Genomic DNA, 12,551 nt, shown 5'->3' with positions numbered 1-12,551 from the left:
GTCGAGTTGTTTATTTACATCTTCAGAACTCACCCCTTAAAACGAGCTCGTGCTCCAAGACCTGGATAGCTTGACGGTACTTTTCCATCCTCGCCCGAGTCGCTTCACCATCGACTGTCCGACGATTCGGGTCAGTGTTGTCGGCCAAATCGGCCAACTTCACTTTGATAGCGAGAGTCGGGCCGTTTTTGATTCGACCAATAAAAACCGGATAATCGTCGAGCTCCTCGGGACGTTTGGTCACAAAACTGAGCGCTTCCAAAACCTCCTCGCTGTAGCCGAGCGCGCGGAGTTCTTCGATAGAAACTCCACAATCTTCGACCACATCGTGAAGGGCCGCAACAATACGTTCAGTTTCGGTCTTCATTCGCTGCATCACACTCAAAGGATGCAGGATGTATGGTTCTCCGATTCGATCCTTGGCGCCCTTGTGCTTCAGAGCCGCAAAAGCAATTGCGTCTTCAATGGTAGGAACTAGCTTGGTTTTCATTCTGAAACCAGACTAGCACACAATTAATAATATGTAAAGCACCTGGTGTAAGTACTGCCCGCAGTCCTTCATTTATAGATTAACCACTGTCTACCGAAAATCAGCCCGAAAAGATATTACGCCGAGTAGCATAAAAAGACTCGCCTCTAGCCAATTATTTTCTTGAATTGCTTCAACAAAGGCAACCCCAAAAAAAATTATAAATACCGCAAAATTGGCAAATTTGATTTTGGCCATGATTTCGCTCTTATGTTGTATACTTCCATTCTCCTGTCTCTGAATTAAAGTCGGCAATATTGTGACCACCAACCGCCGTGTCGCCTTCATAAAACACAACGTGAATTACAGTTCCTGTTGACTTATTACCGTCCGGGAAATGCCCTTTTCTACAGTATTCATATCGGGTGATTTCTCCCAATTTCTCACCTTTTACTTCTGCCTCAAGAAAATAGAGACCTTGCTCGTCAGACAACTCACGGACAACCACAGCTTTTTCGGCCTGTCGCATAATGACTCCTAAAACCTCCCCATTTGTGGGAATCTTTTCTTGTGCTTGCTCATGTGGATTGAATATATTCATTACTAAATTATAACAAAATTTGACCTTATCATCTATGACAAGATTTGATTAGCTCCAATTTACTTTTTCTGGGCCAACTTTTAATCTCTGACACGTTCAGCCTGCTGGCCTCAGTATTTAGCTGTATTAGTGATTTCGTTTTGCCAGTTTAGCCAATTCAAGCTTTTTGCTTCTTTTCCATCCCTTGACTTCCAATTCTCTTTTCGAGGCTGACGAACGGTCTTTATAGCTTTCAGTATACACAACTCGCAAGACTTTTCTGGCGCGGGTGTAATGCCCGCCTTGTTTATTTTGATGCTCTTTAAACCGGCGTTTTAGGTCAGTGGTTATCCCGGTGTAGAGAGAATGATCACCACATTCAAGAATATAAAGAAAATACATAGTCCCTTAATACCAGTGTCCGGTAAAAGATAGTTTAGAACCCCGCACCAAAGCATCAAGCAAAATTTTTAATTTCATTGTCGCCACTCCCACAACTTTGTCTCCCCCGCCGTAATAAACATAAAGCGTGCCACCTTTAATCGCCATTCCACAGGTGAAAACCACATTATTGACCAAGCCAAATTTTTCATACATTTCCACCGGCTCAAAAATCGGATCAGTCGAACGAGCCAAAACATCGGTCGGATCCTTCAAATCGAGCAGAACCGCGCCGATTCTATAAGTGTGGTGATTTTTTGAGACTGCATGGTAAAGCAGAAGCCAGCCTTTGGGCGTTTTAATCGGCGGACCGCCGATGCCGACTTTGGCACTATCCCAAGTGCCTACTCGCGGACCAAGGACCCGAATACACTTGTCGACTTTCTCGGTTTTAAAACTTAAAGAGTTTAAATAGTCGCCACAAATGTCACTGCCGACGCGATGCAAAATAAAATATTTACCGTCAACTTTATCCGGGAAAAGACAGGCGTCCTTGTCATCAATGTCTTTAGGGGTAATCAAAACCGGCATCTTCCAGTTCCACTTCTTATCAAGAAAATCCTTTTCGGAAATTGAAGTGACCGCGACCCGTGGCGGGCCGATACCATCGAAAGCGGTGTAGCACATATAGATTTCTTTGCCGATTTTAGTGAGGCGCGGATCTTCACAACCCGAGTTGGCATTCGCAATTTTTTTCATTTCAAAGGCTTCACGAGGCAAATAGGCCGGCGCGCTTAGTCTCTCTCTAATCGTAAATCCATCAACCGTCGAAGCGTAACCAATCGTCGAAGTATTATCATTGGAAAGGGCGCGATACAAAATATGGATTTTACCGTCCAAATCCAAAACTCCCGGATTGAAGACAGCCTTATCTTCCCAGACATTACCAGTATTAGAAGCTAGAATCGGATTATCTTGATAGCGCTTCAATCGCCAATCGTTCGTCGTCTCCGGCCGAATACTAGCCAAAAGATCGGGGAAACTCACCGAAGCTCGGCAAGCGGTTGTATCGGCGGCGCCGTAATAAATATTGAGGGTATCCTTCTCAATCATTGCCCCCGTTGGAAAGATTACATTGGCGACAAAACCCAAAAGCTCATAGGGCTCTTCCGGAACCAAGATTGGTCCGCTGGTGCGCCCAATAATTTTGTGCGGTTCATTGATATCAAGCAAAAGCGCCTCAATACCGAAAGCCCGATCAAAATGATCCGGGTTGGGGAAATAGTTTTGGATGTGAGAATAAATCAAGAGCCAGCCACATTTGGTTTCAAGGGGCGGAGCGCCGATCTCCACATGATCAAATTCATTGCGGCGTGGATCGAGATAATTTATGCCAGTGCTAAGCCTCCACTTCTCCCAAAATTCCGGTGACCAGAACTCCTCTATCGAATCAGCTTGAGCAATCGCTATTTTAGCCGGCGGTGCATCGGTGTTGATGCTGAAAATTACCGTGACCTTGCCGTTAATCCGCTTTGGAAAAAGCGTCATGGCCTTAGCGTTGAAAGGCGTCACCAAATGTCGCTCAGAGACCTTCTTCAAATCAGTCGAGACCGCCACCGCCACCTTAATGCCACTCGCCGAGAAAGGATAGGTTGAAAGGGCCGTATAAAAAATGTAATACTTGCCCTCAAAAAAAGTGACTCGTGGATCTTCACAGCCAAATTTTTCCCATTCAGCTTCCGGGGTGATAAATTGCGCCCGCTTGTCAAAATGATCGCCGTCAGTACTCTCGGCAATGCCAATCGTCGACATCTGGTGCGGCTCAACCAAATTGTCGATGCCGGAAATCGCCCGAAACAGGCCGAGTGTCTTACTGCCACATTTCACCGGACACATATTAAAAGCCGCCGTGGATTCCCAAAAGTGATCTCGGTCAGGAACTAAAATCGGATTGTGGTGCGATCGTTTAGCAACAAACATTGAAGTAGATTATTTTATTGATTACAAACTGATCGGCTTAATCTTAAACTCCGGCATTCGATCTTTCAACAGATCCGAAACCAAATCGGCTGTTTTGATGGTGGCCAGGCAACTAACTTTATCAGCGCCGCCATAATAGACATGGAGCATTCCATTGATCTCGACTGCCCCACCGGGATAAGCGACACCTGGCTTGCCATCATTTTCATACCAAAGATCCGGCGAAAGAATCGGACGACGGCTACGAGCAATAACCTTGGCCGGATTGAGCAAATCCAGAAGCATCGCCCCAATCTTATACTTGGAAGAATCGCGCCGATCAACCGCGTTGTAAATCGCCAGCCAACCTCTCGGAGTCTTGATTGGTGCCGCGCCCATCGATAACTTTTGACTATCCCAAAAAGACTTTCGCGGACGAATAAAATGCTTGCTCTGAAGCCACCTCTTATTGACGCCAAACTCAAGCTCGGGCACGGCATCGACGACAATGTTTGGCCAAACTCGATGAAAGACAATGTAGTTGCCGTTCACCTTCTCCGGCAAAATGACCACACTTTTACTGCCAACATTCGGGGCTGACATCAGCATCGGCCTCACCCAGCGCCAACGCTTGGCTTTGAAATCAGAAACTGAAATCGAAGTCAGCGCGGTTCTCGTCGGCCACGAACCGGTATGCGCCACAAAAGTTAAATAGATTCGATCACCAATCCGTGTGAGCTTCGGATCTTCGCAACCTCCCCAACTGCCCCCCGAGTGAAACAGCCCCTGATCAAAACCTTTCGACCTATCGATATTAAACTGGTCATGTAAATTATAAATCGGCTTTGCCAGACGCTCGGAAAAATTAACGCCGTCTTGGCTCGAAGCATAACCAATTCGCGACCAGCCATCATTGCCAACGGCTCGATATAACAAATAAACTTTATCATCCAAATGCAAAGCTGCCGGGTTAAAGGCGCCTTCGCTTTCCCAATTGTGGGCAGTCGGGCGCAAAATCGGATTTTTATGCGATTTCAAAAGGGCAGTCGGCTTGCGATTCAGGTGGTCACTGATTACATCTTCATCAAACTCGAAAAAGCCAATCTTCCCATCAGCTATAGCTGTATAAAATCGAAAGAAAACCTTGTGCTTGCTTTTAATCGGTACCACACTTATCACCGACATCTTGGCCCCAGACTCAAGTGGCAACTCGATTAAAGGCAGCTCAGTCTGCCACAACAGCTGAACGGGATCATGTTTGGCAAAAATCGCCATCCCAATTTTGAGATAACATTCCTCGCCCACCTTTTCGTCGCGCAAGCTTGAGTCATGAAAAATATCGGCTACGATTTGGGCCTCAAAAAATATGACTGTCCCGTCCTTAGCCGGATAACCGCCAATTATCCGAAAGGGCGCATTCTCAAAGAAATGCCAGCTCGGCACCCGGAAAGGTTCGGTGACCTTCCACTTCTTTTGATTGTCCAGAGTTGCCACCCGAACCCGCTCACTGCCAAAATAAATGGCCGGCAAGCTTTTTTGGATTGACTTCGGCACAAAAAGGGCCGAACTGTGCAAGCCGGAAGTCTCCCCAATTACCCGCCATTTTATAAAATCTTTGGAGGCCGCATAGTACGATTTAATACCTCGGGCATCAGTCTTGGTGTAAGTCAAGAAAGTTTCTGCGCCGTGACAAAACAAACGAAAATTATCACATTTTAGAACATTTACCTTTTGCCTCTTATGGGTGATGGAAACCGGCTTCGCGGCCCCCGAAAAATCAACTCCGTCCTTGCTTGTAATTTTTACCAATTCCGCTTTAGATTTTGAATGTTCGAGAGCCAGCATGAAGAACCCTTTGCCGTGATTGCCGACAACTAATGGCTTCCTTTGGGAATCACCATCAAATTTTTTTAAAATTGTTTTGAACATCGAATCCTCTTATGCCCGGCCATATTTGTCACTCAAGCGGACAATATCGTCCTCTTTGAATTCCCCACTTGAAATCTCCAACAACAAAACTTCGTCTTTAGGTGCCTCAATTTTGTGATTAGTCTTAATCCCCACGGTAAATTCGTCACCAGCTTTGGCTGAAAAGATTTTTTCACCGATAGTCACCTCGGGATGGCCAGAAATTATTTTCCAAAATTCGGTTCTTAGGTGATGGTTCTGCAAACTTAAAGCCTCACCCTTTTTAACCAAAATGGTTTTAACCGTCACCGGCTCATTTAATGTAAACTGTCGAAACTCGCCCCAAGGACGCTTTTCTGTAAAAGGTGTCATTGATAAATTTAGGCTCCTGCAAATCAAGTCTCAGGAGAAAATCCTTACCATTATACCTCTCTTGTTTTGTCAGTGTCTACAAGAGACTGGTGATTAACTGCTTGGTATCCTCAAGACCGGGCTCACCAACCGAAGCCACCTCTACCCCAAGACCTAAAACCGAAGCGTCGTTGCCACCCGGAAACAAGGCATCTCCAACATAAAGCAGATTTTCCGGCTTTAAATGAGCGTACCCGAGGAGTTGTTGTAAGCCGTAGGCCTTATCAATCCCCCTTTTTGTCACATCAATAGAAGTCGCCCCGCCGATACTCACGGCAAAATCCGGCAAGTATTTCTTCAAGGCTTCGGCCAACTTTTTCCGTCTTTCATGAGTTGGGTCCCAAGATGTCTTCAAAGTTAGTGGTGCCTCACTTCCCAAACCGGAGAAAGTCACCTGCGAACCACGATCCTCTACCAAGGCGCCATAAATCTTTTCCGGCATTTCAAAATTGGTGTCCTTGAAAACCTGATCGAAAGCGGAAAAAATCTTTTGCCTTTCTGCTTCGGAAAGATTGTGAGAATAAATTTGCTTCCATTCGCCATCATAGCCATAGAGACTGGCACCACTCGTCGGTAGAATCAGCAAATTTTTCAAATTTAGATCAACACAAGTCAGTCGCCCGATAAATTGCTTTTTGAATTGCTCGAAAGACGCGCCGGAAATCACCGCTACCTTCTTAATTGCCAAAAGCCGACACAAAAGCTCGGCCATCTCTTCATCAAGTGGTGCACGACTCAAGGTTAAGGTGTCATCCAAATCAAAAGCGACAATTTCCAGATTAGGCTTCATACCAGGTATTATAGCCCATCAGGTGACCGCATTGAATACTTGATCAAGCCGACAAAATTTCAACCTTACCGTCTTGGACCCAGGCCACTTGCTTATCATTTAACAAAATGAGAGCTTGAGGATATTCGGGCAAAGCCTTAACCATTTCTGCATTTGATTCGGCAAAACTGGCATTATCGGTATGTGGAATAACCATAAAATCTACAAGCCCCAGACCGGAATAATCCTTAACCCTGTCTAGATATGCCTTCTCATCCGAGTCGAGCTTAGACAAAATTAAATCTTTAGAAACAATCATTGAACCCGCACTGGTGCCAGAGTAAATAATCTTTTCCTTCTTCACTGCGTCGACTAACAAACCAACAAAATCTTTTTCCTTGAGCAAAGAAATCAGATATAAGACACTACCACCACAAAAGTGAATCGCAAAAGAGCCTTTTAGGTGCGCAAGAAAATCATCCCGACTTAGCGAGCGAAAATCTATATCAACGACTTCAGCACCAAGTTTAATAAAAGCTTCCCGATCTGCCCTAACCCACCATTTATCGGTTTTATAGTCATCGGCCGCATTGGCGCTAAACAAAACCTTCTTACCATTCAAGTCCAAATGTAAAACTTTGGGCAAGAGGACTGCACTTTCGTTTAACGATGAGGCGAGAAATAGTTTCATACCAAGTATTATAGCCCATTCTGTGGTGTCCTTAAAACAGCAGTGTAGCGACACAAAAAGCACGCGCTTCTCTATTGCAGTGTTTTGCAAAACACTGCAATAGAGATTAGTTGATATTTAGTAATTATGAGACCTGGCTAAAAGTTAATAATTTAAATTTTAACTATCTTCTTTGTCACCGAATCAACAAAAAGTCTGAAGGCTGGACGCTTTTCCTTGTCATAAATTATCTTTACTCCAAGCAGATGGCCTTTCTGGCAAGATAAATCCTTCCTTGAAAGAGAAACGGCCGGTTCGATTATGCGGTCCAGATACATCCGGCGGAGATTACCCGGCCCATCTTTTTGGTACAAGCAAATGACTTCGCCACATTTCTGGCAACCAATTTGCAAAAGGCGGGAGTACCCGCCCCTGACCTTTTTATATCTATCATTCTTCAGTTTCATTGATCGATTCAGTTTTCGGACGAGCAAAAATTAATCTCATCGGGACTCTCTTCACTTGAGAAAATATGACATAGGGCACCACATCAAGTAGCAGGTGGATCAAACCTAGCGGTAAAAACCGGGCCAGATTGCCGTTATCTCGATGAATAAAAACATGGTCGTCCTGAACAACAGCGTGAAGATGAAAAAATAAACCGCGAGACCGCTGGCTCTTGCCGTAATGCAAGAAATTAATATCTTTAGTGAAATGGTTCTCTACCGAACTGAAATCTTCTTTAGTGACCCAGATAAAATCTCTATCCAAGGGTCGTGAGTGAGAAACTTTTCTGTCCCAACAATATTGCCAAATTTCCTTTTCGCTCATGATTCCACAATGTTATCACTTTTTGTAAAACTCCGCGAGATTTAGGTCCCAGCTCGGCAAGGTTTAATCTCACTATTATAATTTTACCTTAGCACATACTTCCAGCCAGGCTGCCATTTAAAATCGGCGGCCACAAGTTTCTCAAGTGGGACATGGTTTATTAGATTTTCCAAACCATACTGTGTCGCCCTGTGACCGATAATCATGACTCTCTTTCCGGGATAATTCCTTGAGAGATCCTCAAGAAATGATTTCATTCGCGCCGTCGTTTGCTCGTAACTTTCGCCACCAGGGAAAGCAGTTTTAATTCTAAGGGGTTTCTCCTTACCAACCTCTTCACCGGGGTGTTGGGTTAAATCACCATAATTACACTCGCGGAGTCTAGCATCTTTTATAATTTGCCACTTGCTACCAAAACCAATCTCTGCACTTTTGTACGCCCGCTGCAAATCTGAACAAAATATCGCATCAAAATGATCGTCCTTGTACCTTTCCCCCATTTCTTTTGACTGCTGAATACCGAGTGGCGAAAGGGCCACATCATTATGCCCAGAAGCCAAATGGGCTTCATTATCAAAGGTTGTTCCGTGCGCTTCAAAAATTATCGTTGTCATAAATTAATGAGATTAATCACAATTTCCACCCAAAGCTGCGGGACTTGGACTCGAACCAAGATGACAACCTCCAGAGGGTCGCATCCTACCATTAGATGATCCCGCAGCTTTAGGCACAAACCCTTTTCAGATAATAGAAAGATACTTCAAAATTGGCTTTTATTCAACCCCGTTAGAGATAGGTCATCCAAGATGACCGTTGCCTCAAATGTGCTCACGAGCCTAAACAAAAAATAGGTTAGATATATTTGTAAAGTCTTAGCAAAATATCTCTAACGGGGTCAACCCACCCTTACTCTGGCTCGCCAAATTTATTATACGGATTAGGCAAAGTGCCCCAAAGCGCCTCGAAGAGGTTGCGGCGGGTTTCGGCAAAGTTCTCATTTTCGATCACAAAGAGAGTATTGTCCCAGCGCGGTGAGATAAAGGCCACGAAGTCGGCGGCGATGAGCTCGGTAAAGGGCACCTTGATCCGGCTCGGCAAAATCCTTGATTCCCTATTCTCCTGCGTGTCTTTGGCCACAATATCTCGGCCGTAAGGCGAGTCGGTAATAATCTGTCGGCTTTTAATGCCCAGTTTCTTTTTGTTTTTAATTATTTCATCCAAAATGTACTTCTCCTTGACGAAATCCAAAAAGCTATAACCTTCGGTGATAATCCGAAACTCCTTTTCTTCCGATTTAAAAATCATATCCCAGACATGCTTGAAACCGCTGGCGCCGTAGAGAAAATAAATTCTCGGCTTACGATAAATAGCGTGCTTTCTCTCCTCCAACTCTTCCAGACCATCTTCAAAGTCCAAAAGTTTCTCGCGAGTGTTCCGTAAAAGATTGCGTGGCATCTCCGGCAAGAAGAAAACTTTTTTATTACGCTTGGTCTCAAAGATTGCACCGGCTTCTTTGAGCTCTTGAAGCGTGTAATAGGCAGTGGTTCTTTCAACCTTGGCTTGTCTGGCCAAGTCCTGAACTGTGGCTTCGCCCAATTCGAGTGAAGCTAAATAAAGTTTGGCGGCTTTGGGCGAGAAGCCGAGCTTACTGATGAGTTCCACTAGCTCTTTATCAGTTGGTTTTTTCATGTTTACTAGTCTAGCACACCCTAAATTTTCTGTCGAACTTTTCGACAAAACCTATTGTTGGAGTCCAGTCAATCCTCTACACTTGAGCCAGAGACGCAATCCTGCGACTCCACACAAAGAAAGGATAGTTCTATGAAAACCGCATATCTCGCGCCTACGGAAAAGTTGTCCCTCACCAATGACGGTAATCTTGAAGTGTTTTTCATCGGCACCGGCTCGGCCTTTGCCAGAAAGCATTTCCAGACCAACCTCCTACTCATCAAAGGAAAAGAACACCTCATGGTGGACTTCGGGATGACCGGGCCTTTGGCCTTAGCCACGACCGCCCGTCTCGACCACGGGGAGATTAACAACCTCCTCATCAGCCACTCGCACGCCGACCACATCGGCGGTCTCGAGTGCCTCGCCCTCAATCGGCGCTATGTCGGTATCCCCTTCCAGAAGCGACCGAAGCTCAAGATGATAATCACCGAGGCCTATCAAGAAGTCTTGTGGGACCGGAGCCTGCGGGGCGGAATGGAGTGGAACGAGGAAGAAGAGAATTCGCACAAACGGTTGTGCTTCACCGACTTCTTTGATCCGATCCGACCCGGTTGGCTCAAGAAGCAACCGCGCGAAGTTTACGAAGTGAACTTCGGCGGCATGCACATTGAGATGTTCCGGACCAAGCACATTCCTGACAAGGCACCCGATTGGCAAGCCTCGTTCGTGAGCTTCGGACTCTTCATTGACGGTCATGTGTTCATCTCGATGGACACCCGTTTTGACGAAGACCTGATTCACGAATACGCTGACCGTTCGAGCGTCATGTTCCATGATGTGCAATTCTTCCCCGGCGCAGTTCACGCCCCTTTGGCCGAACTACGGACCTTGCCTCCTGAGGTCAAAGCGAAGATGCACTTGATGCACTATGCCGACAACTGGGAAACCCAGGATATCACTGGCTTCGCCGGTTGGGTCGAGCAAGGTGTTCGGTATATCTTCTAGACAAGTGCGGTAGCACACGCCCAGGTTTCGACCGTCGAAACTTGGGCGGTTTTTAATTTCTTCTCAGCCAAGCTTTAAAAGCGCTCGCATGATAGAATACCGTGGGAAAAACTTAAACAGTTCTTTATTATGGAAAAAAATATTCCACCCGAAAGACCATTTTCAGTTTGGCGCTTTGCCATCGTGGTCGGCACGACCCTGACCCTGTTCCTAACAGCCTTCAGTCTCACCTGCCCGACTACTTGGCAAAACCAACTCAGCGCAAGTCGGATTTCGTATTTGGGAATTTTCATTCTTGGACAAGTGACCTGTTGTTTTGCCGAGTGGTTCTTCCACCGGTACATTCTTCACGCCGCCCCGATTGGATTCCTGAAGCGACTTTGTAAACAGCACACTCTGCACCACGCCCTAACTACGGTGCGATTGGTCAACTCGCCAGACGGCAAAAGATGGGTATTCAACCGCTACCCGATTCTCGAGGAACGCCAGCACGAAGCATCGTACTTTCCTTGGTACACACTCTCGGGCTTCTTCCTCTTCTCCTTGCCGTTTATAATCCCGCTCCAAATTGCCTTCCCCACCTCGCCGGTAATCTTGATGGTTTGGGTGGCAATCACTTGGTCGATTATCTTCTACGAAATCGTCCACGCCACTGAGCACCTCTCATACGAGAAATTCTGGCAGAAGAAAATCGAGCACCGATTGTTCGGCTCACTCTGGCAGAAATTTTATGTCTTCCATTTGCGCCACCATGCCGATATCAAGGCCAACGAAGGCATCAGTGGTTTCCTCTGTGGAATCCCGCTTGCCGACTTGATATTGGGCACTTACGCGCCTTGGAGCGAGGTCTTCACTCATCGGAAGGAGACCACCGAAGCGGTGTTTGAAGCGCGGCCGCCGCGGCCGCGCCCAATCGTCCTTTGGCTCGACCGAATCGTCGAAAAAAGAATGGCGAAAGCCAGCAAGCAAACCGCCCCATAATTAGGGGCGGTTTTTTTAAACGGTCACGACGGCGAGAATAATCGCAGAAATCAAAGCAATCACTAAGCCAAATTTTTGATGCAAATCAATACGCTCCCTGTTTACTGCCAAGCCCAAAATCACGGCAACTAAAATATAACTCTCAGAAAGTGCAGTGGCGATCGCAATCGGCGCAAGACTCATTGCAAAAGCAAAAGCAATCCATGCCGCATTATCAAAAATCGACATTGGCAAAAGCACACTTCGATAGGAAATTGCATCTTTAAGAGTCTTGCCAAACTTCTTGGTGGCTACCAGATAGATTGTTGTCGCAACTGTCACAAAGACATTCACGAAAAAATTAATCATCAGAGGATCGGAGACCCGAGCGCCCCAGCCATAGAAAAAGTTAGCTGCACCCATTATAAATGCCGCAAAAAATGCGATTAGAACTCCTTTCTCAAGTAGGAATTTCTTAAGCGAATGCTCGGTGTGAATTGAGACCAAGATCAGACCGATAATTAATGCTGCAATCAGAAAGCCTTGAGTTAAAGTGATACTCTCGTCCAAAATCAGGAATGCTAAGATTGCGGCCGCCGGCACCTCAAGTGACCAGATTGGCTCAACTACCGCCAATTTACCCTTTTTCAACGCTTCAAAATCGAACAACGCCGCGATGAACAGAATTATGCCCGTACCAAGCAAAATCAGGAGTGACCTCCCGTCACCGGATAAAATCGCCGGCAAATCGCGCCAAACAAATGGCAGCAAAATTAATGCGCCGAAACCGCAAATCACAAAGAGAGTTTCCCAGTCCCCGACTTTCCGAGTAGATTTTTGAATCAGAAAGTCACCAAACCCCCAACAAAGCATCGCCACAAAAGCCAAGCCGATTCCTACTGAAACATCCATAATTTTTGATTATTTTATTAAAACC

Annotated in this window: 15 protein-coding genes; 2 read left to right on the top strand and 13 right to left on the bottom strand. The window is 45.8% G+C overall.

Annotation, left to right across the window (positions count from 1 at the left end):
- Window positions 1-22 precede the first annotated feature (22 nt).
- The 12 genes from WCT25_02135 to WCT25_02080 form a co-directional block, all read right to left on the bottom strand.
- Window positions 23-490 carry a GTP pyrophosphokinase gene (locus tag WCT25_02135; GenBank protein MFA6536212.1) on the bottom strand — a complete coding sequence of 156 codons (468 nt, stop codon included), beginning with the start codon at window positions 488-490 and terminating at the stop codon, window positions 23-25.
- A gap of 247 nt (window positions 491-737) precedes the next feature.
- Entirely contained in the window at window positions 738-1,070 is a 333-nt protein-coding gene (locus WCT25_02130; protein MFA6536211.1) for a hypothetical protein, read from the bottom strand.
- A gap of 126 nt (window positions 1,071-1,196) precedes the next feature.
- Window positions 1,197-1,451 (bottom strand): GIY-YIG nuclease family protein, encoded by a 255-nt coding sequence (locus WCT25_02125; protein MFA6536210.1) that lies wholly within the window; start codon window positions 1,449-1,451, stop codon window positions 1,197-1,199.
- A gap of 6 nt (window positions 1,452-1,457) precedes the next feature.
- Complete coding sequence (locus WCT25_02120; protein ID MFA6536209.1) at window positions 1,458-3,410, bottom strand: hypothetical protein; 1,953 nt, start codon at window positions 3,408-3,410, stop codon at window positions 1,458-1,460.
- A gap of 21 nt (window positions 3,411-3,431) precedes the next feature.
- A complete protein-coding gene (locus tag WCT25_02115; protein MFA6536208.1) occupies window positions 3,432-5,318 on the bottom strand; it encodes a hypothetical protein in 1,887 nt (628 codons plus the stop codon).
- Between the two features lie 9 nt (window positions 5,319-5,327).
- The gene (locus WCT25_02110; GenBank protein ID MFA6536207.1) at window positions 5,328-5,669 is read right to left on the bottom strand and encodes a phosphomannose isomerase type II C-terminal cupin domain; all 342 of its coding nucleotides are present in this window, start codon (window positions 5,667-5,669) and stop codon (window positions 5,328-5,330) included.
- A gap of 76 nt (window positions 5,670-5,745) precedes the next feature.
- On the bottom strand, window positions 5,746-6,498 hold the full coding sequence (locus tag WCT25_02105; protein ID MFA6536206.1) for an HAD-IIB family hydrolase: 753 nt from the start codon (window positions 6,496-6,498) through the stop codon (window positions 5,746-5,748).
- A gap of 43 nt (window positions 6,499-6,541) precedes the next feature.
- Window positions 6,542-7,168 (bottom strand): Type 1 glutamine amidotransferase-like domain-containing protein, encoded by a 627-nt coding sequence (locus WCT25_02100; GenBank protein MFA6536205.1) that lies wholly within the window; start codon window positions 7,166-7,168, stop codon window positions 6,542-6,544.
- A 152-nt stretch (window positions 7,169-7,320) separates the two neighbouring features.
- Window positions 7,321-7,614, bottom strand: a complete 294-nt coding sequence (locus tag WCT25_02095; protein MFA6536204.1) for a hypothetical protein — start codon at window positions 7,612-7,614, stop codon at window positions 7,321-7,323.
- Window positions 7,598-7,978 carry a hypothetical protein gene (locus WCT25_02090; protein MFA6536203.1) on the bottom strand — a complete coding sequence of 127 codons (381 nt, stop codon included), beginning with the start codon at window positions 7,976-7,978 and terminating at the stop codon, window positions 7,598-7,600. Before WCT25_02090 ends, WCT25_02095 begins: the two co-directional genes overlap by 17 nt.
- Window positions 7,979-8,061: 83 nt before the next feature.
- On the bottom strand, window positions 8,062-8,592 hold the full coding sequence (locus WCT25_02085; protein ID MFA6536202.1) for a histidine phosphatase family protein: 531 nt from the start codon (window positions 8,590-8,592) through the stop codon (window positions 8,062-8,064).
- Window positions 8,593-8,884: 292 nt separating this feature from the next.
- Complete coding sequence (locus WCT25_02080) at window positions 8,885-9,667, bottom strand: helix-turn-helix domain-containing protein (GenBank protein MFA6536201.1); 783 nt, start codon at window positions 9,665-9,667, stop codon at window positions 8,885-8,887.
- A gap of 132 nt (window positions 9,668-9,799) precedes the next feature.
- On the opposite strand from WCT25_02080, the gene WCT25_02075 reads away from it, so the two are divergent.
- Complete coding sequence (locus WCT25_02075) at window positions 9,800-10,654, top strand: MBL fold metallo-hydrolase (protein ID MFA6536200.1); 855 nt, start codon at window positions 9,800-9,802, stop codon at window positions 10,652-10,654.
- A 129-nt stretch (window positions 10,655-10,783) separates the two neighbouring features.
- A complete protein-coding gene (locus WCT25_02070) occupies window positions 10,784-11,635 on the top strand; it encodes a hypothetical protein (GenBank protein ID MFA6536199.1) in 852 nt (283 codons plus the stop codon).
- A gap of 15 nt (window positions 11,636-11,650) precedes the next feature.
- On the opposite strand, the gene WCT25_02065 is transcribed toward WCT25_02070, so the two are convergent.
- Window positions 11,651-12,526 (bottom strand): DMT family transporter, encoded by an 876-nt coding sequence (locus tag WCT25_02065; GenBank protein ID MFA6536198.1) that lies wholly within the window; start codon window positions 12,524-12,526, stop codon window positions 11,651-11,653.
- Window positions 12,527-12,551: the final 25 nt, after the last annotated feature.

The organism is Candidatus Paceibacterota bacterium, from assembly GCA_041666545.1.
GTDB lineage: Bacteria > Patescibacteriota > Minisyncoccia > Phycocordibacterales > JBAYGS01 > JBAYGS01.
Note: the sequence above shows the minus strand (reverse complement) of the source record. Positions and strands in the feature narration are given on the sequence as shown.